This window comes from Frigoribacterium sp. CF331, from assembly GCF_057787905.1.
The window spans coordinates 845501-870726 of the sequence record NZ_CM173545.1; the positions used below are offsets into that span (position 1 = coordinate 845501).

At 70.6% G+C, this 25226-nt stretch carries 29 protein-coding genes; 16 read left to right on the top strand and 13 right to left on the bottom strand.

Annotation, left to right across the window (positions count from 1 at the left end):
• Window positions 1–63 precede the first annotated feature (63 nt).
• Window positions 64–327: a hypothetical protein gene (locus AC3CCI_RS03890; protein ID WP_488628164.1), complete on the top strand. Its 264-nt coding sequence runs from the start codon at window positions 64–66 to the stop codon at window positions 325–327.
• 193 nt (window positions 328–520) lie between these two features.
• On the top strand, window positions 521–964 hold the full coding sequence (locus tag AC3CCI_RS03895; protein ID WP_054145818.1) for a nucleoside/nucleotide kinase family protein: 444 nt from the start codon (window positions 521–523) through the stop codon (window positions 962–964).
• 32 nt (window positions 965–996) lie between these two features.
• On the opposite strand, the gene AC3CCI_RS03900 is transcribed toward AC3CCI_RS03895, so the two are convergent.
• On the bottom strand, window positions 997–2145 hold the full coding sequence (locus tag AC3CCI_RS03900; RefSeq protein WP_488628165.1) for a TDT family transporter: 1149 nt from the start codon (window positions 2143–2145) through the stop codon (window positions 997–999).
• Window positions 2146–2196: 51 nt separating this feature from the next.
• Here AC3CCI_RS03900 and AC3CCI_RS03905 point away from each other — a divergent pair, with 51 nt between their 5' ends.
• Window positions 2197–3123 (top strand): LysR family transcriptional regulator, encoded by a 927-nt coding sequence (locus AC3CCI_RS03905; RefSeq protein WP_488628166.1) that lies wholly within the window; start codon window positions 2197–2199, stop codon window positions 3121–3123.
• Here the strand turns inward: AC3CCI_RS03905 and AC3CCI_RS03910 are convergent, their stop codons facing one another.
• The 3 genes from AC3CCI_RS03910 to AC3CCI_RS03920 all read right to left on the bottom strand — a co-directional run bounded on the left by AC3CCI_RS03910 (window position 3124) and on the right by AC3CCI_RS03920 (window position 5683).
• Entirely contained in the window at window positions 3124–3669 is a 546-nt protein-coding gene (locus tag AC3CCI_RS03910; protein ID WP_488628167.1) for a uracil-DNA glycosylase family protein, read from the bottom strand.
• 671 nt (window positions 3670–4340) lie between these two features.
• Window positions 4341–4922 carry a DUF305 domain-containing protein gene (locus AC3CCI_RS03915; RefSeq protein WP_055801328.1) on the bottom strand — a complete coding sequence of 194 codons (582 nt, stop codon included), beginning with the start codon at window positions 4920–4922 and terminating at the stop codon, window positions 4341–4343.
• Window positions 4919–5683, bottom strand: a complete 765-nt coding sequence (locus tag AC3CCI_RS03920) for a cation diffusion facilitator family transporter (RefSeq protein WP_326934206.1) — start codon at window positions 5681–5683, stop codon at window positions 4919–4921. Before AC3CCI_RS03920 ends, AC3CCI_RS03915 begins: the two co-directional genes overlap by 4 nt.
• A 7-nt stretch (window positions 5684–5690) precedes the next feature.
• Between AC3CCI_RS03920 and AC3CCI_RS03925 the strand changes: the two genes are divergently transcribed.
• From AC3CCI_RS03925 to AC3CCI_RS03950, 6 genes are all read left to right on the top strand, one after another.
• Window positions 5691–5816, top strand: coding sequence for a hypothetical protein (locus tag AC3CCI_RS03925; protein WP_488628168.1), 126 nt, complete (start codon window positions 5691–5693; stop codon window positions 5814–5816).
• Window positions 5817–5832: 16 nt separating this feature from the next.
• Complete coding sequence (locus tag AC3CCI_RS03930) at window positions 5833–6759, top strand: sodium:calcium antiporter (protein WP_488628659.1); 927 nt, start codon at window positions 5833–5835, stop codon at window positions 6757–6759.
• A 428-nt stretch (window positions 6760–7187) separates the two neighbouring features.
• The gene (locus tag AC3CCI_RS03935) at window positions 7188–7694 is read left to right on the top strand and encodes a COG4315 family predicted lipoprotein (protein ID WP_488628169.1); all 507 of its coding nucleotides are present in this window, start codon (window positions 7188–7190) and stop codon (window positions 7692–7694) included.
• A gap of 298 nt (window positions 7695–7992) precedes the next feature.
• On the top strand, window positions 7993–8499 hold the full coding sequence (locus AC3CCI_RS03940; RefSeq protein WP_055801561.1) for a sigma-70 family RNA polymerase sigma factor: 507 nt from the start codon (window positions 7993–7995) through the stop codon (window positions 8497–8499).
• Window positions 8496–9206 carry a zf-HC2 domain-containing protein gene (locus tag AC3CCI_RS03945; protein ID WP_082452595.1) on the top strand — a complete coding sequence of 237 codons (711 nt, stop codon included), beginning with the start codon at window positions 8496–8498 and terminating at the stop codon, window positions 9204–9206. The genes AC3CCI_RS03940 and AC3CCI_RS03945 overlap by 4 nt, the downstream gene beginning before the upstream one ends.
• 185 nt (window positions 9207–9391) lie before the next feature.
• Window positions 9392–9799: an arsenate-mycothiol transferase ArsC gene (locus tag AC3CCI_RS03950; protein ID WP_055801565.1), complete on the top strand. Its 408-nt coding sequence runs from the start codon at window positions 9392–9394 to the stop codon at window positions 9797–9799.
• On the opposite strand, the gene AC3CCI_RS03955 is transcribed toward AC3CCI_RS03950, so the two are convergent.
• Window positions 9782–10756, bottom strand: a complete 975-nt coding sequence (locus AC3CCI_RS03955) for an arsenic resistance protein (protein WP_055801345.1) — start codon at window positions 10754–10756, stop codon at window positions 9782–9784. The genes AC3CCI_RS03950 and AC3CCI_RS03955 overlap by 18 nt on opposite strands.
• 95 nt (window positions 10757–10851) lie before the next feature.
• On the opposite strand from AC3CCI_RS03955, the gene AC3CCI_RS03960 reads away from it, so the two are divergent.
• A complete protein-coding gene (locus AC3CCI_RS03960; RefSeq protein ID WP_055801348.1) occupies window positions 10852–11253 on the top strand; it encodes a MerR family transcriptional regulator in 402 nt (133 codons plus the stop codon).
• A gap of 30 nt (window positions 11254–11283) precedes the next feature.
• Here AC3CCI_RS03960 and AC3CCI_RS03965 read toward each other — a convergent pair whose 3' ends face one another.
• A complete protein-coding gene (locus tag AC3CCI_RS03965; RefSeq protein WP_055976327.1) occupies window positions 11284–11850 on the bottom strand; it encodes a recombinase family protein in 567 nt (188 codons plus the stop codon).
• A 293-nt stretch (window positions 11851–12143) separates the two neighbouring features.
• Here AC3CCI_RS03965 and AC3CCI_RS03970 point away from each other — a divergent pair, with 293 nt between their 5' ends.
• A complete protein-coding gene (locus tag AC3CCI_RS03970) occupies window positions 12144–12530 on the top strand; it encodes an iron chaperone (protein ID WP_488628170.1) in 387 nt (128 codons plus the stop codon).
• Window positions 12531–12674: 144 nt separating this feature from the next.
• Here the strand turns inward: AC3CCI_RS03970 and AC3CCI_RS03975 are convergent, their stop codons facing one another.
• Window positions 12675–13085 carry an ester cyclase gene (locus tag AC3CCI_RS03975; protein ID WP_488628171.1) on the bottom strand — a complete coding sequence of 137 codons (411 nt, stop codon included), beginning with the start codon at window positions 13083–13085 and terminating at the stop codon, window positions 12675–12677.
• 170 nt (window positions 13086–13255) lie between these two features.
• Between AC3CCI_RS03975 and AC3CCI_RS03980 the strand changes: the two genes are divergently transcribed.
• Window positions 13256–14155: an SDR family oxidoreductase gene (locus AC3CCI_RS03980; protein ID WP_488628172.1), complete on the top strand. Its 900-nt coding sequence runs from the start codon at window positions 13256–13258 to the stop codon at window positions 14153–14155.
• A 187-nt stretch (window positions 14156–14342) separates the two neighbouring features.
• Here the strand turns inward: AC3CCI_RS03980 and AC3CCI_RS03985 are convergent, their stop codons facing one another.
• Complete coding sequence (locus tag AC3CCI_RS03985) at window positions 14343–16970, bottom strand: ATP-binding cassette domain-containing protein (protein ID WP_488628173.1); 2628 nt, start codon at window positions 16968–16970, stop codon at window positions 14343–14345.
• A gap of 162 nt (window positions 16971–17132) precedes the next feature.
• Here AC3CCI_RS03985 and AC3CCI_RS03990 point away from each other — a divergent pair, with 162 nt between their 5' ends.
• Entirely contained in the window at window positions 17133–18389 is a 1257-nt protein-coding gene (locus AC3CCI_RS03990; RefSeq protein ID WP_488628174.1) for a zinc-ribbon domain-containing protein, read from the top strand.
• 152 nt (window positions 18390–18541) lie between these two features.
• On the opposite strand, the gene AC3CCI_RS03995 is transcribed toward AC3CCI_RS03990, so the two are convergent.
• The 3 genes from AC3CCI_RS03995 to AC3CCI_RS04005 form a co-directional block, all read right to left on the bottom strand.
• Window positions 18542–19141, bottom strand: a complete 600-nt coding sequence (locus tag AC3CCI_RS03995; RefSeq protein ID WP_488628175.1) for a GIY-YIG nuclease family protein — start codon at window positions 19139–19141, stop codon at window positions 18542–18544.
• Between the two features lie 172 nt (window positions 19142–19313).
• Complete coding sequence (locus AC3CCI_RS04000) at window positions 19314–19547, bottom strand: hypothetical protein (protein ID WP_354593729.1); 234 nt, start codon at window positions 19545–19547, stop codon at window positions 19314–19316.
• A 121-nt stretch (window positions 19548–19668) separates the two neighbouring features.
• Window positions 19669–20412, bottom strand: coding sequence for an SDR family oxidoreductase (locus AC3CCI_RS04005; protein ID WP_488628176.1), 744 nt, complete (start codon window positions 20410–20412; stop codon window positions 19669–19671).
• Window positions 20413–20652: 240 nt separating this feature from the next.
• Here AC3CCI_RS04005 and AC3CCI_RS04010 point away from each other — a divergent pair, with 240 nt between their 5' ends.
• Window positions 20653–21498 (top strand): helix-turn-helix transcriptional regulator, encoded by an 846-nt coding sequence (locus AC3CCI_RS04010; RefSeq protein ID WP_488628177.1) that lies wholly within the window; start codon window positions 20653–20655, stop codon window positions 21496–21498.
• A gap of 144 nt (window positions 21499–21642) precedes the next feature.
• Entirely contained in the window at window positions 21643–22680 is a 1038-nt protein-coding gene (locus AC3CCI_RS04015) for a Gfo/Idh/MocA family protein (RefSeq protein ID WP_488628178.1), read from the top strand.
• Window positions 22681–22799: 119 nt separating this feature from the next.
• Here AC3CCI_RS04015 and AC3CCI_RS04020 read toward each other — a convergent pair whose 3' ends face one another.
• Together AC3CCI_RS04020 and AC3CCI_RS04025 are read right to left on the bottom strand one after the other, a co-directional pair.
• Window positions 22800–23693: a hypothetical protein gene (locus AC3CCI_RS04020; protein ID WP_488628179.1), complete on the bottom strand. Its 894-nt coding sequence runs from the start codon at window positions 23691–23693 to the stop codon at window positions 22800–22802.
• Window positions 23686–24255, bottom strand: coding sequence for an RNA polymerase sigma factor (locus AC3CCI_RS04025; protein WP_488628180.1), 570 nt, complete (start codon window positions 24253–24255; stop codon window positions 23686–23688). Before AC3CCI_RS04025 ends, AC3CCI_RS04020 begins: the two co-directional genes overlap by 8 nt.
• Window positions 24256–24484: 229 nt before the next feature.
• Between AC3CCI_RS04025 and AC3CCI_RS04030 the strand changes: the two genes are divergently transcribed.
• Window positions 24485–25225, top strand: coding sequence for a CHRD domain-containing protein (locus tag AC3CCI_RS04030; protein WP_354593735.1), 741 nt, complete (start codon window positions 24485–24487; stop codon window positions 25223–25225).
• The last annotated feature ends 1 nt before the right edge of the window (window position 25226 follow it).

Sequence of the window (25226 nt, forward strand, 5' to 3'; positions counted from 1 at the left end):
CTGACCGATCCTCTATCGGGACGATATCCGATGCCGGATCACGTTGTGGGGCATGCTCGTCCTATGAGCAACGAAGAAGGACTGCCGCATGCTCGCCCCGTCGACGTAACTGCAGTGACTGAGCGCCCGACGCCGTGGCTGCCGACAAGAACCGTTCTCCTCAACCTCGTCTTGATCTTCGTCGGCGGTGGGCTTTTCTGGTTCCTCATCGACCGCGTCAAGGCGCCCATGTGGGTTGCCTTCGTCGCCTACGCCGTCATCTTCACAGCGGGATCACTCGCCACGCTCTTTATTCGAAACGCCCGAGCTGATCGCATTCATGAGTGACATCGATGGCCAAGCGACGCGATCCGTTGAGCGATCCCCTATCGGGCGCTCCAAGCACGCGCTTCTACAGGGCTGAACGTCGGCGCATGCTCGTGGTTGCATCAGGTTCGCGACCGCTTCGTGCAGCCGCATCAGTCGGCGGCCGCCGACTCCCTTTTCCGTTTCGACGAACGAGTGAGCAGGAGAAAGCATCATGAGCAACACCGTCATCCATGACTTGGTTTCCGAGATGCTGAGTCAGCTTCCGTCCGGTGGAGGCATCGTGGCTGTGGATGGCGATGCTGGCGAGCATCTCTCGGACATGGGCAGTCAGTTAGCTCGGGAGATCAGCGCGAGAGGCCTCACGTCGTCGGTCCGATCATTCACGGGCGCAGACTTCGAGTCTTCACCCGCCGGCACGGACGTGCTGTTGGTCGTCGGCGAAGGCGCGTTGCAGCCTGGCGTCCGGACGCGGTGGAACTGGACTCTGTGGGTCGAAGCCTCCGGGGTGCGTGATCCGGCGAGCAACGACCGCAGTGCGGTGGCGTTCGAGAGCTACCGGTCGCGTGACGAGCCCAAGGGCGCCGCCTCGGCCATCGTCGACGTCAGTGACCCCGAGGCCTATCGCCGTGACTGGAACGACGCCTGTTCGATCTGAGCCACTCCCCCACGCACCCTCGTCGTCCGCGGTCAGGGCAGGGGACGGGGAGGCGCGAGGAGCGTTCCGCGTATGACGCTGCCGTGGAAGGTGCGCACGGCGACCGTGATCCAGGCCCCGACGAGCCCGATGTAGAACACGACCGCCAGTACCTGCAGCGCGACGAGTCCCGTGTGCAGGGCCAGACCGTTCAGGCCTGTCACGCAGGTGCCGACGGGGAAGGTGAACGACCACCAGGTGAGTGAGAAAGGGAGCCCCTGGCGGATGGTGCGGAGGGTGATGGCCGATGCCAGTGCCGCCCACATCAGGGCGAATCCCAGAGTGGGCACACCGTAGACGAGCCCGAAGACGAACAGGGCGTGAGAGGTTCCCTGGTCGACGGCGAGGTGGGCGTTGCCACCGAGCAGGTTGGCTGCGGTGATCGACTGCCCCAGGGGGCCGAGGACGATCCAGAGGGTCGGGACCATGCCGGCCGGGCCGATCTTGTGCTGGGCCAGGCGTGACCAGATCAGCGTGATGATCACGATCGACGCCAGCAACGACAAGCCGAACATCGCGTAGCACCCCCAGAGCATGTTCTGCCTCGCCTGCCCCGCGGGCAGGAAGGGCAGCAGCAGCGCACCGGTCGAGGCAGACACCATCGGGGGAACCACGGGCATGAGCCAGCCGCCGAACGCACTGTCGGGGGCCGTGTCGTGCCGGGTGAACGTCAGGTACGGGACCGCGATCGCGCTGACGAGGCCGAGCACCGTACCGATGGTCCACAACACCCAGTCGATGCCGACCGCCAGGGGCGTACCGAGGACGTCTTTGCCCAAGAGGAGGGTGCCCGCGCCGACGGTCAGCAGCGCCATGGGCGGTGCCCCGTAGAAGTGCGCCATCACCGGATTGAGATGATGCCCCCGCGCGGTGGCTCGGTAACGCACCCAGTGCATGACGGTCGCTGTGCTGAGAGCGACCAACAACACGCTGGCCAGTGCCCAGACGATGGTCGCGGCAGGGCGCAGCCCCGGGAACTGCAACGGCAGGGTCGCCGCGGCGTTGGCGACGATGCCGGTCCCCATGATCGACGCGAACCAGTTCGGGGTCAGGTTCGACACGATCTGCCCGCGGTGCTCGAGCTGGCGGAACAGACCGTGCGTGCGGGGAGGGGCGACAGTCGGTGTGATCGCGGCAGGCATGCCTCGATCTTCGTACGTGCGTCCGGCTGCCGATACGGGCGGATGCTTGTGGTGTCACAATCGATCCTTGTGACCGGACTCCCTGTTGATCTCGAGACGCTCCGACTGCTGGAGGCGATCTCGAGATCGGGCAGTCTGGGCCGGGCCGCGACATCGGTGGGCATCAGCCAGCAGGCGGCGTCGTCTCGCATCACGGGCGCCGAGCGGCGGCTGGGTCGTACGTTGCTCGTCCGCTCTCGGGCGGGCTCGGCGCTGACCGAGCACGGACTCCTGGTGTGCGAGTGGGGCCGACCTGTGCTCGAGGCGGCGACCACCTTCGAACGATCGCTGCACACCCTGATGGCCGGCGCCTCCGACGCTCTCCTCGTCGCGGCGAGTCAGACGGTGTCAGAGGCGCTGATGCCACGCTGGATGACAGCGGCAGCGGATCGTGTCCGGGTGCGCCTGGAATCGGGCAACAGCGACTGGGTCGTCGACGAGGTCCGTTCGGGGCGCGCGCACCTCGGGTTCACGGAGACCCCTGATGAGGCCGACGGGCTCGCCACGACCGTCCTGGGTGTCGACGAACTGCTCGTCGTCGTCTCGCCGAGGCACGCATGGGCATCGAAGTCCGAACCCGTGACGGCAGCGGATCTCGCATCCACACCGCTCGTGTCTCGGGAGTCGGGCTCGGGCACCCGCCGGACCCTCGAGCTCGCCCTGGGGATCGACCCTGCCCTGATGGCAGAACCCGCTGCGCAGTTGTCGTCGACGGGCGCCATCCGGGCGGCCATCGCCGGCGGTGTGGGTCCGGGAGTCATCAGCTCGTTGCTGGTCGAGGACGACCTCCGTGCCGGGCGCCTCGTCACCGTCCCGGCAGCCGTCGACCTGAGGCGCCCGTTTCGCGCTGTGTGGTCGGCCGGTCTGAGCGCCGGGGCGCAGGATCTCCTGGCCGTGATCGCCGCGTTGCAGCACAGCCCCGACTCCTCGCCGAGATGATCAGAGAAGCGAAGCGTGCCGTAGGGCCGTGACGGCCCGCAGGTGCTTCTCGCCGGCGCGGGTGGCGTTCGCCGGCGACAGATGGGGTGCTGCGAGCACGGGCACGACCCTCGCACGCGGTTCCAGGGTGAAGTACCTCATCACGCCCGTCAGGGCCGGAGTGCCGAAGGTCACGATCGCTCGCAGCTGCGGCAGAGAACCGAGCAGCTGAGCGAGGGCAGGGCGTGCGTCTTCGAGATCGGTGACGGTCGGCGCCCGGCCCAGGGCCCACGGGACGATGTTCCATCGCAGGTAGACGCTCCTGCCCAGACCCGACTCGATCCGTGCTCGCCTGAACGCTGACGCCGTCGGCCCCGGGTTGTCCTCACTGCTGATCGCGTCCTCGCCCTGCCTGATCGTGGCAGGACCGGGTGATTCCATCAGCACGAGAACTTTCGCCGCTGCTCCTCCACCTGATGGGTCGAAGCCCGGCACGAAGCGCGCACCTCCTGGTCCGAAGCTCCGCCATTCCGATACGAGCTGATCGAGGCCCCTGGGCTGCTGCATCCCTAGACGCTACGACGTCGAGGACCATTTCCGCCCACGCTCACCGACGACGCGGAACGACCAAGACGGCGTCCGCTCCGAGTGCACTCGCCCCACAGCAAGTGATCCAGTGGGCGATCCTCTATCGGGCACCGTCCACGAGTGCGTTCAAGCGATCAACCAGTTGCGCCATTCGGGGCGGTCCGAGTCGAAGGACGAGCGACTCCGAGAACCAGCGCATCCACACCGCCTCGACATCAAGGATCGTGACGGCATCGGCCCTGAGGAGAATGCGAACCAGGTCGACCGCCTCCATCTCGCACTCATCTGACGGAGCACCGTCCGGCTGACCAGGCTCGAGACCATACGGATCGACATCGCTGAGAACAGCCAAGACACCAGCGAGGGTCTTCCCGTAGGTCGCTGTCCCCGCTCTCATGCCCCTCATGATGCCTGGGGCTGCCTCAACCGGTGACCGATTGCTAGGCGGACGTTTTCAGCACGGGTCACATCCTCACCAGCAGGACTGCGGGAGCGACGTCGACCACGAGGCCGGCGACCGGTATCGCTGCCACCCCAGGTGGCGACCAAAATTCCGCTGCTTGTGGCTCCCCGAGCCATCCCGGGACTGCATTACCAAGACCGAGATTCTGGTGACCGTCTTGGGGCACGCTGGCCTGCGACGAGGACGGCTACTTGATTACCGCGAGGAGGTCTTCCATCGTGTCGATCTGGTCAGTCTGAGAGGAGACGATCGCTGTCGCCAGCTGGACCGCGTCCGGGTTCTGCCCACCCTCGATCTCGGTCTGCGCCATCTCGACAGCCCCCTCGTGGTGTGTCGTCATCTGTTCCAGGAACAGCCGCGCCGCGTCGGTTCCGTCAGCATTCTCGAGGGCGTCCATGTCGGAGTCGCTCATCATGCCGTCCATGGAGTGATCCATGGACGCCTCAGTGTCCTGCCCCCAAGCCTTGAGCCATGTCGTGAGCTGATCAATCTCCGGGGCCTGCTCGGCCTTGATCGTCTCGGCAAGGGTGATCACGTCCCCGTCGATACCGTCTTTCGCGAGGAGCATGTCGCTCATCTCGACGGCCTGGGTGTGGTGCGGGAGCATCATCTGGGCGAACATGACGTCTTGATCGTTGAAGGCAGCAGCCTGGGACGACGACGCGGACGACGTGTCGCCTGCGGACGACGACGCCTCGGCGCACCCCGCGAGGGCGAGGGCAGCAATGGTCGCAGTTGCGCTGATGAAGATGGTGGCGGTGCGGTTCATGGTCGTTCTTCCAGGATCAGAATCGAAAAAAAGATACCCCCCGGAGGTATCGTGCCGCGTACGGCTGATGAGAGCCTCTGAGCCGGCACCGGTGGTATCGGTGTAACGGTGAACGCGTCGAGGTTGCCGAGCGCAGCGCGCAGATGCGCCTCGGCCTGGTCGGCGGTCTGGGACGCCGTCAGGAGGTCTTCGGCGTCGACCTCGATGGTTGCGGAGCCGGTGAGACGGTGCCCGATCCACCGGAGATAAAGATCGTGGACGCCCCGCACGCCCAGGGCGTGTTCCAGGGCGTGTTCGGCTCGCTTGTGGAGGTCGGGGTCGATGCCGTCCATCAGCCGTCGGCCGATGGATTTCACCGTCCCCCAGGGCAGGACCATGATCGAGGCTGCGATGAGCAGGCCGATGATGGGGTCCGCGAGCGGGAACCCGGCGAGGACCCCGATGGCGCCCAGCACGACAGACAGGGACGTGAAGCCGTCCAGGCGGGCGTGGACCCCGTCAGCGACGAGGGCTGCCGATCCGATCCGTCGCCCGACGCGGATGCGGTAGATCGCGACGAGTTCGTTGTCTGCAAAGCCGATGAGCCCAGCGGCGACCAGCAGCCAGGGATTCGCGATCGGCCTGGGGTCGATGAGGCGGTTGATCGATTCCCAGCCCGCGACGGCTGCCGACGAGTGCAAGGCGCCTGGACCGGCCGGGGGCCGCCGGCATCCGTCTCGACGATCGCCCCGCGTCGAGAGGCGCACCCCGAGGAGTTGCATAGCACGCATGGACACCCTTCCCCTCTGGCTGTTAGCCGCCATCTTCGTCGCCGGCGCCGCCGTCATCTGGGTCGCCGGCATCCAGCTGTCGAAAAACGACCGACGTCCTCGACTCCCGACTCCACCTCGGTAGCGCGCTCGGCGGACTCATCGTCCTCGCGGTGGCGACCAACCTGCCCGAGATCGCCATCACGGTCAGCGCCGCCCTCTCGGGCTCGCTCGAGGTGGCCGCGGGCAACATCCTCGACGGCATCGCCCTTCAGACGGTCGTCCTCGTCGTCCTGGACGCCCTCGGGAAACGCGGCAAGGGTGTCCACCCCCTCACCTATCGCGCGGCCTCCCTAGGGCTGCTGCTCGAGGCACTGGTCGTGGTGGCGGTCCTCGCCGTCGTCATCGCCGGAACCCAGCTGCCCACGTCGCTCACGGTGGCCCGCCTCACGCCGGACGTCGTCCTCATCGCCGTCATCTGGCTCGTGGGCCTCTTCCTCGTCCGGCGTGCCGGCAAGGGCCTGCCGTGGCACGAGGCCGGAGCGGCACCCGACACGTCGACGCCTCGACCGAGCGGACACCGGACGCGCTCGAACCCGTCGCCGACGACCATGAGCACGAAGAAGGCCGCGGTCGTCTTCGGCCTGTCGGCCCTCGCCACGCTCGTCGCCGGCGTCGTGCTCGAACGCGCGGGCGATGCGGCCGCGTCGCAGATCGGGTTGTCGGGGGTGCTGTTCGGCGCGACGGTCCTGGCACTGGCGACGAGCCTGCCCGAGATCTCGACCGGGTTGCAGGCCGTCAAGCAGGGCGACGACAACCTGGCCGTCAGCGATATCTTCGGCGGCAACGCGTTCCTGCCCGTGCTCTTCCTCGTCGCCACGGTCATCTCCGGGCAGGCGATCCTGCCCCGGTCGAACACCAGCGACGTCTACCTGACCGCCCTCGCCGCGCTGCTCACGCTCGTCTACGCCGTCGGCCTGCTCTTTCGGCCGCGACGACGCATCGTGGGCATGGGCGTGGACTCGTTCGTCGTGCTCGTGCTCTACGCGGTCGGCATCGGTGGCCTCGTCGCCATCACGCTCGGCTGACAGGACCAGCCCGGCGACACTGGCGACCGTCAAGCCCAATGAGCCGTGGAAGTTGACCAAGGCGCCCATGCTGCTGTAGCCGCGGGCGTCCTTGTACTCGACCTGGCCGACGTCTGAGATCGCCGTAATCCGGTCCCGGGGGATGTTTCGAGACCAGATCACGTCGTGAACATGGATAGTCACGTCGTCCAGCAGGGCGTGACGCCGCAGCTGCGAACAGTGGCCCAGAGTGATGATGTGTGACAGCGGTGCCCTCGGTGCAGGGTTGCCACTCGCGTCTGCCACCCGTTTCGCCGGGAGTGAGGACGGCTGCCTGCGACCGCCAATCTTTTTCGGCCACGGATGAACTTCTGGATGAGCTGCATCGTGTTCGTAGTAAGCGGGCTACCTGGGCCGGCGTACCAGCAGGAGGAATCATGCACAAGCGAATGACCATCACCCTCACGACGGCCGTTTTGGCGGCGGCCGCTCTCTCCGGGTGCACCACATCTGCCGAATCATCCACGACGACCGACTCCACCGAGCCGGCCCCCGCCGAGACCACCGCGGCAGCGGCAGTCCTCGGCACCGCAACGTCTCCCCTGGGCGAGATCATCACCGACGACGCCGGGTACACGATCTACACGTTCAAGATGGACGAGCAGGACTCGGGCACCAGCAACTGCTACGACGAATGCGCCACGACCTGGCCGGCAGTTGAAGCCTCCGACACGTCCTCCCCAGAAGGCATCACGGCCGAGATCGGTTCCCTCACCCGCACGGACGGGACAACCCAGCTGACCGTCGACGGCTGGCCGGTGTACCGGTTCGCGAAGGACACCGAACCTGGACAGGTCAACGGACAGGGCGTGAAGGATGCCTGGTACGTCCTCCAGCCGGACGGCACGATCAACATGGAAGCAGCCACTGAGGGCGCAGCGACCCCAGCCTCCTGATCGCGCGCGTGCCTGCCGGACAGAACTCTCCGGGTTGCAGGCCCTCGCAGCTCCACAACCCCACCCGAGCAAAGGAGCCACAAGGCAGTGCTCATCGACATCAAGGCAGAGACAGTGGGTGCGAATACGTCGACTGCTTCCGCTCAGACGGTGAACCCATGTCCTGGCCTGGTCGATGGCATGAGGTTCGATCACTGGTGCGCATCGGCGTTCCTCGGTGCGCTCGATACAGGCACGACAAGAGGCGGTCCTGGATCAGGCACTAGCCGGACTTCACTGGCGCGAGGCGGTGAAGGTCATGGCCCGAGCCAGTGACGAGCTTTTGTCGACATTGTTCGAGTGCCACGGCGGGGCGCTTCGCCGTTACACACACAGCCTCACTCGGAACGCGGCGCTGACCGAGGACATCGTTCAAGAGACGATGCTGAGAGCATGGCAGCGTCCTAAGGTGCTGGAGCTCGACAAGGATGCGGCTCAAGCGTGGCTGTTCACGGTCGCTCGGCGCCTCGTCATCGACGACGCACGATCTGCCCGGAGTCGACGAGAAGTGGCAGCCCTTGGCGAGGTAGAAGGCACTGCTCTCGATCGCACTGATGCCGTCCTGGACAGCATCATCGTTGCGGACGCGCTGGCGTCGCTCTCCGACCACCACCGTCAGATCGTCATCGATGCGTACTTCGCTGGTCAGAGCATTCCTGAAATTTCGAGACGGCTTGGCATCCCAGAAGGAACCGCGAAATCGCGGCTCCACTATGGGTTACGCGGGCTGAGGCTAGCCCTCCAAGAAAGGGGCGTCACACGATGACTGAGCATCCCGATCTTCAAGCTAACGAGGACCGTTACCAAGACTGGGACGCGTCCTACGTCCTCGGAGCGCTCCCCACCGATGAACGTCGCGAATACGAGCAGCACCTCAGTACCTGCGCCAACTGCCGTGAAGCGGTGACGGAACTTGCGGGTCTCCCAGGCATCCTGAGCCGAATCTCGCCGGAAGAGGCCCTTGCCATCCATTCACCTCTGGGTATGGATGAAACTCAGGCGCCATCAGAAACGTTGTCGCTGATGGCCCACCGCTTCCGCAAGAGTCAACGCCGCCGCCGAGGAGTCATGGCTCTCGCAGTTGCCGCTGCTGTTGCTGCCGCCGTCTTCGGGGGGCTCGCCGTGGGCGCAAGAAACGACGTCGGCCCAGCGACGGCCCAAATGACGTTCCAGCCCATGGACCCCGGAACTGACTCCACCACCCTTACTGCCGGTCTGCAGATCGAGGAGAAATCTTGGGGCACGAGGCTCGATTGGAACTGCGACTACGGCGCGGATGCGCCAGACAACTCCCGATACGAGCTCGTGGTCACACAAACGGACAACACCACGCTTACCGTCGCGACGTGGGACGCAGCTGGCTCGCGTGCCGCAGATCTGTCTGCGTCGACGGCTATTCCCAGCCTGAAGATCACGAGTGTAGAAATCCGCTTGCAGGGATCCACGGTCGCGTTGGCTCGGCTAGACACCTGAGCACCTCCGAACGAGACGCCCGTTAGACGGTCGGTCACCGGACGCTCGTTGGCTGCGACCACTCCCTCTTAGTTGCGGGGCCCAGATCGTCTCGATAAATCGGTCCGAAATCGCTCTCGGTGGCGGATCGGCTATCGAGACGCAAACGCGGTGACTCGTTTCTCGACGTCAGTATGGTTCGCCACATGACCACTCATCAGCCCACTGTCGTTTTCGTCTGTCAGAAGAACGCGGGCAAGTCGCAAATGGCCGCAGCTCTGATGCGCGACCTCGCTGGCGACGAGGTCACCGTGCGCTCTGCCGGCACCAAGCCCGGGGCTGCCCTCAACGCCCAATCAGTCCAGTCTCTTCAAGAGCTGGGCATCGACGTTGGCGACGAGCACCCGAAGGCCCTCACCGCAGACATGATCGCCACGGCTGACGTCCTCGTGACTCTCGGTACCGAGGCGAAAGTTGAAGGGATCCCGACAGTCCGGTTCGAGACGTGGATCACAGACGAACCTTCCGAGCGGGGCATCGAAGGCATGGAGCGGATGCGCCTTGTCCGAGACGACATTCGCTCTCGAGTCGCAGACCTACGCAACCGTCTCTGAATCGCTCCGCACGAGACGTGGGACGAGGCGGACGAAGATCACCATGCCAACGAGCTCGATGAGCGTCTGGGTGACGACGACGACCGGAGCAAGCGACAGCGACGCCGGGAGGGCGAGTGCGAGCGGCAAGACCACGAGCGAGTTCCTGGTCGCACCGCTGAACACCAGGGCCCGTGTTGCTGGCACGTCGAGCCGGAAGATGCGTCCGACGCCGATGCCGAGCGCTGCCATGACGACGAGGAACGCGGCATAGATCGGCACCAGCACGAGGAGCTGCCCCAGGGCGTCTCCGACGTCTCCGGCTTGTGAGGCCACGACGGTGAACAGGGTTGCCATCATCAGCGGCACCATCAGGCCCAGCATCGTCCGCTCGATCACGACACCGGACCGGTGTCGCCGGGCGAGGGCCTGCACGAGCGCGGCCGCGGTGAGCGGGACGACGATTAGGAGGAGGAACGCCCGTGCGAAGGGGCCGACCTCGACCACGGCGACGCCCTCGGGGCCGATGAACAGCAGCAGGTACAGCGGCAGGAGAAGGATCTGCGCCAGCATCAGAACCGGTGCCGCAGCGAGGAGCCGTTCTGACGCGCCGCCGGCAAGACCGGCGAACACGATCACGTAGTCGATGCACGGGGTCAACAGCACCAGCAGCACCCCGAACAGCAGCGCCGGCTCGTCCGCGACGAACCGGGACAGCCCGTACGCGACGAGGGGGACGACGACGAAGTTCAGCACCCCGACCGCGGCGAGGAACCGCCCGTCTCGGAGAGACCTCCTGATCGCGGCGAACGGCACCCCGAGAAACGTCGCGAACAGCAGCATCGCGAGCACGGGCTCGATCGCGGCCTCTAGGTGGTGTGCCCCCGGCACGGTGAGGCCGACCACGCCGGCAGCCAGGATAGCGACCAGGTAAAGACCGATCTGCCGGTGTTCGCGCCAGGAAACGACCGCGTTCACGGCAGGACAGGTGTGGGGGAAGAGGGCACGTCAGTGACCGTAGAGGTTCGAGCCGCTCGAAGGTCAAGCGGCACCGGCGGCTCTAGGGTCGCGGTGTGCGAATCTCCGAAGTCAGTAAACGCAGCGGTGTCTCCGCCACGGCGCTCCGGTACTACGAGTCCATCGGGCTCTTGACCCCGGCCAGGGCCCACAACGGGTACCGCGACTACAGCCCGGACCTGCTCAGCCGCCTCGACCTGATTGAAGCCAGCAAAGAACTCGGATTGCCTCTTGATCAGATCGGCGCGCACCTCAGCACCATGGAGTCGACGTCCTGCACCGATGTCCGGGAGGCGCTGCGGCCGCTCTTGGCAGAGCAGGTGCGTCAGATCGAGAAGAAGCAGGCCCGGCTCGACCGGCTCCGGTCACGCCTCGCTCGTGCCGAACACGGCCTAGCCGCGTGCCCTGACCGGTCAGAGCGGTGCTCGACCGAGTGCGTGTTCCGAACGTTCCCCTGATCCGCCGAGCCTCGTCCACGAATCGATGGATCAGGGCGCCGCTCGCTGGATTGCGCGGTAGACCGTCGAACGCGCAACACCGAAGAGTTCGGCGATCTCGCTGGTTGTGTGGGCGCCGGTGCGGTGCAGCTGCACGAGGTGCTTCTCCTGTGAGGGGGTGAGCTTGGGCTTGCGACCGCGAAGCTTGCCAGCGGCCTTGGCGATCGCCATCCCCTCCCGCGTGCGGGCACGGATCAGGTCGGCCTCGAACTCAGCCACCATTCCGAGGACGTTGAATAGCAGGCGGCCCACTGGGTCGGTGGGGTCGTAGACCGCTCCCCCGAGGTTCAGGGCGACGCCCTTCTTCGTGAGCTCGTCGGAGATGTCGGTCGCGTCACGCAGCGAGCGGGCAAGACGGTCGAGCTTCGTCACCACCAGGACGTCGCCGGCACGGCACGCAGCGAGGGCCTCGCGCAGGCCCGGCCGGGCTCGAGTAGTGCCCGACAAGCCGTGGTCAACATGGACGTGTTGATCGTCAACACCAAGCGCTGCAAGACCGTCACGTTGTGCTGCGAGATCTTGTCCTGACGTCGAGACGCGGGCGTATCCGATGAGCATCCGACGACTGTAGCGTTCATCCCCCCGTCACCGGGCATTTTTGCGGGACAGGCATACGCGAATCCGCAGGCCAGGCGCCACTTGATGCCAGTCGGATAAAACGGGCCCAAGCAGGTGTCCCGATGAACGACCCTCTTACGAACGCAACCACAGCCCGACCATCGCGCGAGGGTTCACCGCAGCTTGTGAGCACACCAGCGAGATCGGGCCTGACGACCTCGCGGTGCCGCCAGGGGCTGGCGGTGCGGGGCGTTCCGTCGCACACTGGTGCCCAGCGAACGAGAGGACTCGTCATGAGCGACAGCGTGGTCCATCAGTACATCGCGGGGTTCCCGCCCGAGAAGCGCGAAGCACTCGAGCGGGTGAGACGGGCGATCCACGCCGGGTGCTCCGGCGGGATCGAGAGCCTCAGGTACGGCATGCCCGCCGTCCGCTTCGACGACGGCCACACGCTCTACTTCGCGGCCTGGACCCGTCACCTCGGCATCTACCCGGTCCCCCGCTTCGACGGCGCCCTCGAAGGCGACGTCTCGCCACACCGCCGCGCCAAGGACACGGTCGCCTTCGGCTGGGGCCGCCCGGTGCCGGACGAGCTGGTCGAACGCATCGCCCGCGCCGTGGCGTGCGGAACGGGGGCGACGTCGGACGCGCCTCCCCCGGCCTTCGCCGTCACCCGCTGACGCGACCCCTTATCCGACGTCCCCGGGGCCGGTCGAGTGGTCACGAATCGTCCCTCGCGCTCGGCCGAAGGACACTTTCGGACCACTCGACGCCCGATGCGACGAACGCGGGCGGGCGGGCGGACGGACGAGCAGCCTCGAGCGTCAGGCGAGACCGAGCTGCTGCAGGATGCCCAGCACATCGGTCGAGCCCCAGCGGTCGCACGCCTTGCCGTCGCGGTAGCCGATCACCTGCACGTTGCGCACCGTGAACCGCTTCCCGGTCGGCGCGTGACCCATGAACTCACCCGTGTGCGTGCCCGAGATGTCGTTGATCGTGACGAACTTCGTCGGCGTCACAATCGTCTCGAGCACCGTCCGGTCCACGTCGCTGAACGACTCCCCGAACTGCTCCCAGAACCAGGCGATGCCGCCGCCGCCCTCGGGCTGCCCGTCGGCCGGGTCGTGGTCGGTGAAGTCGTCGGTGAACCGTTCGTCGAGCGGGCGTTCCTGGTCGCGCATGCGCTCGACGGCGTCCATCGTCGCCAGCCCGCCCTCGGTGATCTCGGTCGCCATGGTGCCCACTCCGTCCCGGCCGCGCTCGTCGCGGCACCCGACCTGCCTACGCCCGCCGGTCGCGCCCGCCGTGTGAGCCCGTACCCCGGGGCAGCAACCCGCCCGTGGGGTACGACCCGCAGTCCGCCCGGCGTACCGTCCAGGGCACCGCGACCACGAGAGGACCCCGCATGACCCGCGACCAGTACACCTTCGCCGACCCGCGCTCGCTCTACCCGACGATCAGCCCCGAGGTGCAGCACCAGGACGAGCCCGGCCTGCAGTCGAAGATGACGCCCGTGCCCGACCTCGGCGAGGAGACCTACCGCGGCACCGGCCGCCTGACCGGCCGCAAGGCGCTCATCACGGGTGCCGACTCCGGCATCGGGGCCGCCGTCGCCATCGCCTACGCCCGCGAGGGTGCCGACGTCGCCCTGAACTACCTCCCGAGCGAGCAGTCAGACGCCGACCACGTCATCGCCATGATCGAGTCCGCGGGGCAGAAGGCCGTGGCCCTGCCCGGCGACCTGACCAGCGCCTCCTTCTGTCGCGAACTGGTCGAGAAGGCCGTCGAGGGGCTCGGCGGCCTGGACGCCGTCGTCAACGTCGCCGGCAAGCAGGTCTGGCACGAGGACATCGCCGACATCACCGACGAGCAGTTCGACCTGACCTTCCGCACCAACGTCTACGCGCCGTTCTGGATCGTCAAGGCGGCCGTCCCGCACCTGGCCCCCGGCTCGACCATCATCAACACGGCGTCGGCCGAGGCGCACACGCCGGCCCCCGACCGCCTCGACTACGCCGCCACCAAGGGTGCGATCAACAACCTGTCCAAGGGCATGGCGCAGCAGCTCATCAAGAAGGGCATCCGCGTCAACGTCGTCGCCCCGGGCCCGACCTGGACGGTGCTGCAGGTCACCGACGGCGTCGACCCCGAGTCGCTGCCCGAGTTCGGCTCGAGCGAGGCGCCGCTCGGCCGCGCAGGGCAGCCCGCCGAGCAGGCTCCGGCCTACGTGTTCCTCGCGTCGGGCGAGTCGAGCTTCGTCTCGGGCGAGACGCTCAACGTGAACGGTGGCATGGTCTCGCCGTAGACCCCACCCGCTCCGACACGACGTGCCGCCCCCTCGACCGGTGGGCGGCACGTCGTGTCTCGTCGGGGCGTCGCGAGAGGCGCAGGTCGCGAGGGCCGGGAGGCGCGGGTCGAGAAGGCAGGAGGCGCTGGTCGGGAAGGCGGGAGGCGCGGCTCGGCTGCACCGCGCCTCCCCGGCTCTCGGCGGGTCAGCCCGGCAGCGCCGCCGCGAGGTACGGCGCCGTCCGGCTGCCCGCGGCCCCGGCGACCTGCTCGGGCGTGCCGACGGCGAGCACGCGACCGCCGGCGTCGCCTCCCCCGGGGCCGAGGTCGATCACGTGGTCGGACGCGGCGACGACGCCCATGTGGTGCTCGACCACCACGACCGAGTTGCCCGCGTCGACGAGCAGCTGCAGCTGGGCGACGAGCAACTCGACGTCGGCCGGGTGGAGCCCCGTCGTCGGCTCGTCGAGCAGGTAGAGCGTGTGACCGGTGCGCGCCCGCTGCAGCTCGGTCGCCAGCTTGATGCGCTGCGCCTCACCGCCCGACAGCTCGGTCGCCGGCTGCCCGAGCCGGAGGTAGCCGAGCCCCACCTGCCGCAGGGTCTCGAGGGCCCGCGAGGCGCTGGTCACCTCGGTCAGGAACGTCGCGGCCTCGTCGACCGTCATCGCGAGCACGTCCGCGACCGTCGCCCCGTGCCAGGTCACCTCGAGGGTCTCGGGGTTGAACCGGGCGCCGTGGCACTCGGGGCAGGGCGAGTAGCTGCCGGGCAGGAAGAGGAGCTCGACCGAGACGAACCCCTCGCCCTGGCAGACCTCGCAGCGGCCGCCGACGACGTTGAACGAGAAGCGTCCGGCACCGTAGCCGCGCTCTCGTGCCAGGTCGGTCGCCGCGAACGCCTGCCGCACGGCGTCGAACAGGCCCGTGTAGGTCGTGAGGTTCGACCGCGGCGTCCGGCCGATCGGCTTCTGGTCGACCTGCACGACGCGGTCGACCCGCTCGTGCCCGGTCGCGGTCTCGGCCAGCACCCCACCCACCAGCGTCGACTTGCCCGAACCCGACACCCCCGTCACCGCGGTCAGCACGCCGAGCGGCAGGTCGACGTCGACGCCGACGAGGTTGTGCCGGGTGACGCCCCGCAGCTCGAGGGTGCCGACCGGTTCGCGGCGGACGGGCGGCTCGTCCTGGGCGCGACCGGCGTCGGACGGTTCGAGGAAGCGTCGGGTGACCGAGTCGGCGACCCCGGCGAGCCCGGCGACGGGACCGCTGTAGAGCACCGCGCCTCCTTGGCTGCCGGCCCCCGGGCCGACGTCGACGACCCAGTCGGCGCGGCGCACGATGCTCATGTCGTGCTCGACGACGAACACGGAGTTGCCGCTCGCCCGCAGGCGTTCGAGCACCTCGACGAGGGACTCGGCGTCGGCCGGGTGCAGGCCGGCGCTCGGCTCGTCGAGCACGTAGACGACGCCGAACAGGCCGGACCGCAGCTGCGTCGCGATGCGCAGCCGCTGCATCTCGCCCGGCGACAGCGTGGGCGTCGCCCGGCCGAGGCTGAGGTAGCCGAGCCCGAGGTCGTCGAGCACGGTCGTGCGGGCCAGCAGGTCGGCGGCGAGGCGGACGGCGACCTCGGTGACCTCACCCGACGACGCGTTCGACACGGCGGCCGACGCGCTCGTCAGGGTGGCGGTCGGCCGCAGGACGTCGCCCAGCTCGGCGATCGGCAGCGCGTTCAGCTCGGCGATGGTGCGGCCCGCGAAGGTCACCGCGAGCGCGGCCCGGGTCAGCCCGCTGCCGCCGCAGAGCGAGCACGGCCCGCTCTCGACGTACCGCAGCACCTTGGTGCGCTGCGTCTCGCTCTGCGAGTCGGCGAGGGTGTGCATGACGAAGGCGCGGGCGCTCCAGAAGCGGCCCTTGTACGGCTTCGCGACCCGGTCGCGCTGGGGGTTCACCTCGACGACGGGCTGCTCGTCGGTGTACAGCAGCCAGTCGCGGTCGGCCTGGGGCAGGTCGCGCCAGGGGCGGTCGATGTCGTAGCCGAGGACGCTCGTGACGTCGCGGAGGTTCTTGCCCTGCCAGGCTCCCGGCCAGGCGGTGATGGCGCCGTCGCGGATGCTCAGGGAGGGGTCGTGGACGGCCGACGACTCGGTGACCTCGTGCGCGACGCCGAGGCCGTGGCAGCGCGGGCAGGCCCCGGCGACGGTGTTGGGCGAGAACGAGTCGGACTCGAGGCGGTCGGCCCCGGCGGGGTAGCTGCCGGCCCGCGAGTAGAGCATCCGCATCGAGTTCGACAGGGTGGTCAGGGTGCCGACGGTCGACCGCGAGCTCGGCGCCCCCCGACGCTGCTGCAGGGCGACGGCCGGAGGCAGGCCCGTGATCTCGTCGACGTGCGGGGTGCCGCCCTGCGCGATCAACCTACGTGCGTAGGGAGCCACCGACTCGAAGAACCGGCGCTGCGCCTCGGCGAAGATCGTGCCGAACGCCAGTGACGACTTGCCCGAGCCCGAGACGCCCGTGAACGCGACGATGCTGTCGCGCGGCACGTCGATGTCGACCGCGCGCAGGTTGTTCTCGCGGGCACCACGGACGCGGACGAAGCCGCGGGCGTGGACGTCGGCCGGGGCTGGTGCGGTCGCGGGGGCTGCGGCGGTCGCGGGGGCTGCGGCGGTCGCGGGGGCTGCGGCGGTCGCGGGGTCGGCGGGGGCCGCGGCGGTCGGGGCGTCGCCCGAGGCCGCGGCGGTCGGGGCGTCGGCGGGGGCTGGTGCGTCGGGGGCGCCAGGGGCTGCTGCCGCGGCGGCGGTCGCGGGGGTGGGCACGTCGGGAGGCGCGGTGTCGGGCATCCGGTTGATGCTACGGGGGTCGGGGGCGGCCGGGCCGGGCCGCGTCTCGCCGAACCCCGTTCACGAAGCCGAACCCCGTTTCTTCGTGGTTCGTCTTCGCGAACGGGGTTCGTGCCCCGAGCGGCGGGTGCGGATGTCGGCGGCCCGTCGTACCGTGTGCGCGTGCCCGAGCCGATCGCCGCCTGGTGGGCGCGACGCCAGACGTCGCGCGGGCTCGCCGTGCCCTACGCGGTGGGCAGCTACCGCGAGGCGTGGGCGTCGTACCCGGTGCTGGTGCGCCAGTACCGCCCCGAGCACAACGCCGGCATCGTGCTGAGCCAGATCCCGCCCGCGGCCGACGTGTGGCTGTGCTGGCTCTGCGACGCCGGCCACGTGTTCGTCGCCACTCCCGACGAGCAGCGACACCGGCCGGGGCGCGAGCGACGCCGGTCGTCGTGGTGCCCCACCTGCAGCGAACTGGCCGTGCCACACGCGCTGCCGATGCGCCCGCCCATCGCTCCTGCGGCGGTCGTGCGGGCGCAGGCCGAGGCCGCCCGGCGGCAGGCCGCGGTCACGGACGAGCCGGCCGCGCTCGTCCGCGGACCAGCCCTGGCCACCGGCGAGACGGGTGCGGGCCTGCCGGCGCCCGCACCGACGACCGCGACGTCGTCGGTGCCGGGCTCGACGGTGCAGGCTCAGAAGTCAGGAGGCGCGGCGCCCGGTACCCCGCCACCCCCGCCCCGGCGTCGTCGCTCCGTGAGCACCGGCCTGCCGTCGACGACACCACGGGCGGACGCGACCGGCAGTCCGGGCTCCCGCGCCGCCCAGCCGAGCCGCGCCTCCGAGCCCGCCGACGCTTCCCAGCCGGCCCGCGCCTCCGAGCCGGCCCGCGCCTCCGAGCCGGCCCGCGCCGCCCAGCCGGCCCGCGCCTCCCGGGGCGGTCGGGCCTCGCGGCCGACCCGTGCCTCGCGGCCGGTCTGCGACAAGACGCCGGCGCTGCCGACGGGCACCCCGTTCACCAGCGTGTGTGCGCCGAAGCCGGCGTCGGCGGTCGAGGCCGAGCTGCGGGCCGAACTGACCGCCCGGCTCGAGTTCGAGCCCGGGCTCAACGCCGTGCGCGTCGGGCGTCCGTTCTTCGACCACGTCGAGGTGTGGCCGGACATCGTGCTGAGCGAGCTGCGGGTCGCGATCGAGTACGACTCGACCGGGCGGCACGGGCTCGAGCACGTCGGACACCGCGAGACCGCCGACCGGCGCAAGGACGCGGCCCTCCGCGCGGCCGGCTGGCAGGTCGTGCGACTGCGCACGGGCAAGCTGCCGCCCCTCGGCCCGCACGACCTGCAGCTCTCGGGGCTGACCCGGCAGACGGTGCCGTTGCTGCTCGACGAACTGCGGGCCATCCGCGGCCCCCTGCTCGTCGACGCCTATCTGCGCCCCTGACCCCGGCGCGCACCCGAACGACCGGGCACAGCCACGACACTGCACCGCGTTTCGTGCACGGCACCCGATCTAGTCGCGGTGCGAAGGACGAAACCCGGTGCGACGAGGCTCAGGGCCCGGCGCGGACCAGGGTCAGCCGCGCAGGGCCAGGGTCAGCCGCGCAGGGCCAGGGCCTCGCTGCGCCAACGGGCGTACCGCTGCCAGGGGTCGTCGACGCCCGCGGCGAGCGCCGTCACGTGCGCGTCGAGTTCGGCGCTCGGTGCGAACCACTCGGTGCGGCCGAAGCGGGTCGCGGCGAACTGTCCGTGCCTCCGGCGTTCGACCACGCGGTCGCCCCGCTCGAAGGCCAGGAGTTCGTCGTGCCAGAGGGTACCCAGGCGCTGCCGCGGGTTCGACGAGGTGCCGATCTTGATGCGGTCGTCGAAGCGGATGTAGTAGACGACGTCGACCCGCACGACCCCGAGCTCGGCGTCGGGAACGTCGCCCTGGCGCCACTCGCAGACGGCGCAGAGCCAGCCCGACGGCCAGTGCACGCCGAGCCGCGAGCCGCAGGCGAGGCACGGCGACGGCAGCAGGTCGGTCACCCCGTCGCCCGAGCCCTCGCGTGCCGCCACCCAGTCGGCGGCGACCGCCAGGTGCCGGTCGCACAGCGGCACGGGCGACGACGCGTCGACCGGGCGACCGCAGGCGGTCTCGAGGGGCCCAGCCGCGCCTCCTCGGCAGGCGTCGGGTTCGGAAGTGGGGCTGGTCACCTCCGCAGGCTAGACGCGACCGCCGACAGGCTCGACCCCGGAGGCGGGACCGTGCCCGACCGGAGGTGGGCCGTGCCGCTCGGGGGCGGGGCCGCACCCGGCCGGAGGCGGGACCGTGCCCGCCCGGAGGTGGGCCGTGCCGCTCGGGGGCGGGGCCGCGCTCGACCCGGGGCTATTCGTGCTCGCGGTCGATGCGCAGGCCGAGCGGGTGCGGCCCGAGCAGCAGCCAGACGGCCCCGGCGCCGATCGGGAAGAGGACGGCCGCGACCGTCCAGACGGTGCGCTCGAGCTGGGTCGTGTCGGCTCGACGGCGCACGGCTCGCACGATGCTCACGACGATCACGAGGTAGACGACGGCGACGACGATCGCCACCACGGCCGGACCCCAGTCACCCCACGCACTCATGCGTTCAGCCTAGGGCGCGGTGCCCGACACGAGCCGGCGTCCGTCGACCCGGCGCCCGCCGATCCATCAACCCGCCGACCCGGCACACGCACACGACCCGGCGCCGACCCCCCACCCCTGCTCAGTGCCCGCTGAGCCGCGCCAGCACCGCGTCGTACCGCCCCTCGGCCTCGGCGTCGCGCAAGAACCTGACGCGCTCGACCAGGATCTCGTGGGCGTCGGGCTGCGCCTCGAGCAGGGCCATCGTCTCGTCGAGGTACTCGTCGAGCGGCATGGCCGAGGGGTCGTCCTGTTGCCCGAGCAGGGTGGTCTGGACGGCCGGCGGCACGAGTTCGACGACCTGCACGCTGGTGCCCGCGAGCTGCACGCGGACGGCCTCGCTGAACGAGTGGATCGCGGCCTTGGTCGCCGAGTAGGTCGGCGTGATCGGCAGCGGCACGCTCGCGAGCCCCGACGAGACGGTCACGAACGAGGCGGCCGGCTGCGTCTGCAGGAACGACGTCCACGCGGCCAGCAGCCGGATCGGCCCGAGCAGGTTCGTCGTGACCGTCGCCTCGGCCGTCGCGAGGAAGTCGCCGCTCGTGACGTCCTCGGTCTGCATGATGCCGGCCATCGCGACGACGACGTCGGTCTCGGGCCAGCGGCGCTGGACCTCGGCCGAGACCTCGACGACGGCCTGCGGGTCGGTGGTGTCTAGTTCGACGGCCTCGATGCCCGGGTGGTCCCGGACGATCTCGTCGAGCAGGGCCCGGCGGCGGCCCGCCACGATGACGGTGTTGCCCGCGGCCTGCAGGCGCAGGGCGAGGCCCAGGCCGATGCCGGACGTGGCTCCGGGGATGAACACGGTGTTGCCGCTGATCTTCACGGTCGCTCCTTCGTGGGGTGCCGCGCGCGGCGCGGCGTGGGTGCCGCGCGCGGCGCGGCGTGGGTGCCGCGCGCGGCGCGGCGTGGGTGCCGTGCACCGCGCGGCGGGTGACGCTCGCCGGGAAGACGACCGTCGGTGCTGACCCCACCCTGCCCCGAGGAGGCGCGGGTCGGCAGAGAGCGCTCGTCCAGGGATCGACGGTCCCTGGCTGGGCGACGGCCCGGCTGACAGCATGGGGCGATGGACCGTGCCGAGCTCGCCGACTTCCTCCGTCACCGCCGAGAGGCGCTGCGCCCGTCCGACGTCGGCCTGCCCGAGGGCGTCCGCCGGCGCACCGCGGGTCTCCGCCGAGAAGAGGTCGCGTCGCTGGTCGGCATGTCGACCGACTACTACGCGCGCCTCGAGCAGCAGCGCGGCCCCCAGCCGTCCGAGCAGATGGTCGTCGCCCTGACGCGTGCCCTCCGCCTCAGCCTGGACGAGCGCGACCACCTCTACCGCCTGACGGGGCACCACCCGCCGCGTCGGACGCGGGGCGGCGACCACGTCAGCCCGGCCCTGCTGCGGGTGCTCGACCGGCTCGTCGACACGCCGGCGCTGGTCCTCAGCGACCTGGCCGAGACGCTCGCGCAGAACCGCCTCGCGGTGGCCCTGCTCGGCGACCAGATGCGCTTCGAGGGCCTGGCCCGCAGCGCGTTCCACCGGTGGTTCACCGACCCGGCCGAGCGCGCCTCCTACCCGGTCGAGGACCATGCGCACCAGCTCGAGCTGCAGGCCTCGGGGCTGCGGGCGGCCCTGAGCATGGCGGGCGGCGGCGGCCGACCGCGAGAGCTCGTGGAGGCGCTGCTCGCGTCGAGCGACGAGTTCGCCACGCTCTGGAGCCGGCACGCGGTGCACCAGCGCTTCGACGACCGCAAGACGCTGCTGCACCCCGAGCTCGGCCGGATCGAGGTCGACTGCCAGGCGCTGTTCACCGAAGACCAGTCGCAGACCCTGCTCGTGCTGACGGCGACGCCCGGGTCCGACGACGACGCCAAGCTGCGCTTGCTCGACGTGATCGGCACGGGGCGGTTCGCCGAGCAGGGCTGAGGGCTGAGGGCCGAGGCTGGCGGCCGCTGGCCGAGGGCCGAGGGCCGCCGGCTGACGCCGCTCGCCGCGGGTTGCTCGGGCCGGAGACCGGGGGCACCGGCGAAGATGGACGCACGCACGACGACGTGACCCCGAGGAGACCGCATGTCCACGCAGACCCCGAGCACCCCGAGCTTCCCCGCCGCGACGGCCGTCCCGCTGCGCGGCGGGCCGAGCCTCCGCTGGGGTGTGATCGGCCCGGGAGAGATCGCCGGGGACTTCACCGACGCGCTGCACGCGCACACCGACCAGCGCGTGGTCGCCGTGGCGTCGCGCAGCCTCGACCGGGCCGAGGCCTTCGCCCGCGCCCACGGCGTCGACGCGGCGTACGGAGACGAGGAGGCGCTGGTCGCCTCCCCGGACGTCGACGTCGTCTACGTGGCCACGCCCCACACCCGTCACCTGCCGGACGCGCTGACGGCGATCCGGGCCGGCAAGCACGTCCTGATCGAGAAGCCGATGGCCACCAGCACGGCCGAGGCCGACGAGATCGCGGCCGCGGCGAGCGCCGCCGGCGTCCTCGCCATGGAGGCGCTCTGGACCCGCTACCTGCCGCACACCACCGTCATCGCCTCGCTGCTCGCCGACGGCGCGATCGGCGACGTGAGACTCGCGACCGCGGACGTCGCCTGGGCGAACGACCTCTCGGCCGGCGGGCGCATGGCCGACCCGGCGCTCGGCGGCGGCGCCCTGCTCGACATCGGCGTCTACGCCTTCTGGTTCACCCAGTTCGCGACCGGCCACCCCGTCGAGTGGCACGCGACCGGCTCGACCCGGGCGGACGGGGTCGACCTCGACGCGGCCGTCGTCACCCGCACGGCCGACGGGGTGCTCGCGACCGCCGCCACGAGCCTGCTCACCACCTCGCCCGGGCTCGGCACGATCGCGGGCACGACCGGGTCGATCCGCACCCTGCAGAACCTGGTCTTCCCCGCGACGTTCGAGCTCACCACGGGCGCCGGGTCGGCCGTCTGGAGCGACCCGTCCGTGCCGACCGGCCGACAGGGGCTCGCCTACCAGGCCACGGCGCTGGCGTCCTACGTGGACGCCGGGCTGCGCGACTCGCCCCTGCACTCGCTGGCCGACTCGAGGTCGCTGCTCGCGACGACCGAGGCGACCCGCGCCTCCTTGTCGGTCGTCTGACCCGCGGGCACGCGGGTCGGTTCCGAGCCCGGGAGGCGCGGGTCGATTCGCGAACGGGAGGCGCGGGTCGGCTCGCGAACGGGAGGCGCGGGCCGGCCGGCAGGGGTGGGCGCGCCGGCTCAGCTGGCGACGGGCGGCACGGACGCGACGGCGATGTCGTGCCCGTCGGCCGCGCGGATCTCGACCGAGGCCACGTCGGGCCGCAGCACGGCGGCGTTCAGCCGGCAGTCGACGCGGACGTCCGAGCCGAGGAAGGCCCCGGACTCGTACTCGCGCCCGTCGTCCCCGACGACGACGACGGTGAACGCCGAGCCCGTCGGCAGGCCGTCGACGCTGAGCACGGTCTCGGTGCCCCAGGTGTGGGCGACGAGGTCGCCGTCGAGGTCGACGCCGGCCGGTTGACCGGTGAAGTCGACGTGCTCGGTGGCTCCCAGGGTGCCGGCCGGGCCGGTGACGACGGTGTCGCGGGGCGACGCGAGCAGGGCGCCTCCCCCGGCGCCGATCGCGAGGCACGCGGCGGCCGCGACGGCGATCAGCAGGGGGCGTCGACCACGACCCGAGCGGGCGGCGGCGACGTGCGGGCCGATCCGCGTGACGGCCGCGTCGGCCTCACGCTCGCCGTCCGCGCCCGCAGCACCGGCAGCACCGGCGGCACCGACTCCGCCGGCAGCACCGGCGGCACCGGCGGCGTGGGCGTCCCCTCCGGTGCCGATCGCGTCGATCCGGTCGCGCAGCCGGTCGCTCGGGGCGACGTCGTCCCAGCGCCCGAAGCCCGAGAGCCCCTCGACGACCACTCCCAGCGAGGCGAGCTCGGCGTCGACGCCCGGGTCGGCGGCCCGCAGCCCGTCGAACTCGGCGCGTTCGGCCGGCGAGAGGTCGTCGGCGAGCGCCGCGGCGATCAGTTCGTCGCGACGGGAGCCCTCGGCACCGGCGCTCCCTCCGGCGCTGCCGGCAGCACCGGGACCGGTGATCCCTCCGGTGCCGCCACCGGCAGCTGGCGTTCGGTCAGTCATCGGTCGTCTCGCCTTCGTCGAGGTGGGTGCGGAGGGCGCGCAGGGCGTGGAACACGCGGGTGCGCAGGGTCGCGACGGGCACGCCCGTGCGGTCGGACACCTCGCGGTAGCTGAGGCCCTCGAGGTGGACGGCCACGACGGCCGCCCGGTGGTCGTCGCTGAGGCGGGCGAGCCCTTCGGCCATGCCCAGCCGTTCGAGCGGGTCGGCCACGGTCGCCACCGGTTCGGGCGCGTGGTCGAACGGCACGAGCGACGGGGTGCGTCCCCGCGCACGGTGCACGTCGAGCACCACGCGCCGCTCGATGGCGAAGAGCCAGGTGCGCACGCTGCCGCGGTCGGCGTCGAACGACTCGCGGGCCCGCCAGGCGCGGACGAACGTCTCTTGCACGCAGTCCTCGGCCAGGGCCCGGTCGCGCAGGGCGTTGACGGCGAAGCCGAGCAGCGCCGAGCCGTGCTCGACGAACGCGGCCCGGACGTCGAGCCCGGGCGACCCCTCGCTCATCGGGCTCCGATCTGTCGTGCGGCCCGAGACGGGAGCGGCGCGACCCATGACGGCGATCATCCGCCTGACCTCCAGCCTATCCACGCCGGTCGCGGATGCCGACGGGGTGTACGTCCGCCGCGCCTCCCCCGTTCATCGGGACGCGCACGAAGTTCGTCGAGACGCGCAAGAAGTCCGTCAGGACGCGCACGAACTTTCTCGGACCCCGGGTGAACGCATCAGCCGACCTCGACGTAGGCCCTGTCGAGCGGCACCCGCCCGGGAGCCGCCCGTCGAGAGGACCCGGAGCATGCCGAAGATGACGCGCACGACCAAGAAGACCGCGATCCGCACCCTGACCGTGGGCGGCGCCGCCGCCGCGGCCGTCACCCTGTTCGCCGCGACCCCCGCGTTCGCCGAGACCGAGGTGCCCGAGCCGTCCCGCTTCACCAGCGCCTACACGGTGATGGCGACGCCCGACCAGGTCATCAACAACGACGGGGTCGCCACCCCGGGCGAGTCCGGCGCGACCGGCACGTTCGACTTCCGGGTCAACAGCGACACCGAGGTCATCTGCTACGACATCACGCTGCGCGGCGTGACCGGCGACTACCAGAGCCCGGCCAAGACCGCGACGCACATCCACGAGGCGGCGCAGGGTCAGGCCGGCCCGCCGCGCATCGCGTTCCCGAACCCGGTCGACCGCGGTGACGGCACGCGCACGAGCAGCGGCTGCCTGCAGGGACCGTTCACCACGGGCGTGACGAGCGACGCCGGGTCCGACACGGGCACCGGCTTCAGCCTGAAGCAGCTCGAGGCGAACCCGGCCGGCTTCACGGGCGACTCGCACACCGCGTCGTTCGCGGCCGGCGTGGTCCGCGGCCAGCTGACGCAGGTGCCCGTGGGCGGCGTCGACACCGGACTCGGAGGCGCGGCCACCGAGGGCGGGACGGCCGGCCTCGGCCTCGCCGCCGGTGGTGCCGGCGCGCTCGCCCTGCTCGGCGCGGGCGCGTACGTCCTGACCCGTCGCCACCGCCAGGCTCGGGCCTGAC

Coding starts and splice junctions, on each gene's coding strand:
- AC3CCI_RS03890 (WP_488628164.1), top strand. CDS start 64: ATGAGCAACGAAGAAGGACTGCCGCATGCTCGCCCCGTCGACGTAACT.
- AC3CCI_RS03895 (WP_054145818.1), top strand. CDS start 521: ATGAGCAACACCGTCATCCATGACTTGGTTTCCGAGATGCTGAGTCAG.
- AC3CCI_RS03900 (WP_488628165.1), bottom strand. CDS start 2,145: ATGCCTGCCGCGATCACACCGACTGTCGCCCCTCCCCGCACGCACGGT.
- AC3CCI_RS03910 (WP_488628167.1), bottom strand. CDS start 3,669: ATGCAGCAGCCCAGGGGCCTCGATCAGCTCGTATCGGAATGGCGGAGC.
- AC3CCI_RS03915 (WP_055801328.1), bottom strand. CDS start 4,922: ATGAACCGCACCGCCACCATCTTCATCAGCGCAACTGCGACCATTGCT.
- AC3CCI_RS03920 (WP_326934206.1), bottom strand. CDS start 5,683: ATGCAACTCCTCGGGGTGCGCCTCTCGACGCGGGGCGATCGTCGAGAC.
- AC3CCI_RS03925 (WP_488628168.1), top strand. CDS start 5,691: ATGGACACCCTTCCCCTCTGGCTGTTAGCCGCCATCTTCGTCGCCGGC.
- AC3CCI_RS03935 (WP_488628169.1), top strand. CDS start 7,188: ATGACCATCACCCTCACGACGGCCGTTTTGGCGGCGGCCGCTCTCTCC.
- AC3CCI_RS03940 (WP_055801561.1), top strand. CDS start 7,993: ATGGCCCGAGCCAGTGACGAGCTTTTGTCGACATTGTTCGAGTGCCAC.
- AC3CCI_RS03945 (WP_082452595.1), top strand. CDS start 8,496: ATGACTGAGCATCCCGATCTTCAAGCTAACGAGGACCGTTACCAAGAC.
- AC3CCI_RS03950 (WP_055801565.1), top strand. CDS start 9,392: ATGACCACTCATCAGCCCACTGTCGTTTTCGTCTGTCAGAAGAACGCG.
- AC3CCI_RS03965 (WP_055976327.1), bottom strand. CDS start 11,850: ATGCTCATCGGATACGCCCGCGTCTCGACGTCAGGACAAGATCTCGCA.
- AC3CCI_RS03970 (WP_488628170.1), top strand. CDS start 12,144: ATGAGCGACAGCGTGGTCCATCAGTACATCGCGGGGTTCCCGCCCGAG.
- AC3CCI_RS03975 (WP_488628171.1), bottom strand. CDS start 13,085: ATGGCGACCGAGATCACCGAGGGCGGGCTGGCGACGATGGACGCCGTC.
- AC3CCI_RS03980 (WP_488628172.1), top strand. CDS start 13,256: ATGACCCGCGACCAGTACACCTTCGCCGACCCGCGCTCGCTCTACCCG.
- AC3CCI_RS03985 (WP_488628173.1), bottom strand. CDS start 16,970: ATGCCCGACACCGCGCCTCCCGACGTGCCCACCCCCGCGACCGCCGCC.
- AC3CCI_RS04000 (WP_354593729.1), bottom strand. CDS start 19,547: ATGAGTGCGTGGGGTGACTGGGGTCCGGCCGTGGTGGCGATCGTCGTC.
- AC3CCI_RS04010 (WP_488628177.1), top strand. CDS start 20,653: ATGGACCGTGCCGAGCTCGCCGACTTCCTCCGTCACCGCCGAGAGGCG.
- AC3CCI_RS04015 (WP_488628178.1), top strand. CDS start 21,643: ATGTCCACGCAGACCCCGAGCACCCCGAGCTTCCCCGCCGCGACGGCC.
- AC3CCI_RS04020 (WP_488628179.1), bottom strand. CDS start 23,693: ATGACTGACCGAACGCCAGCTGCCGGTGGCGGCACCGGAGGGATCACC.
- AC3CCI_RS04025 (WP_488628180.1), bottom strand. CDS start 24,255: ATGATCGCCGTCATGGGTCGCGCCGCTCCCGTCTCGGGCCGCACGACA.
- AC3CCI_RS04030 (WP_354593735.1), top strand. CDS start 24,485: ATGCCGAAGATGACGCGCACGACCAAGAAGACCGCGATCCGCACCCTG.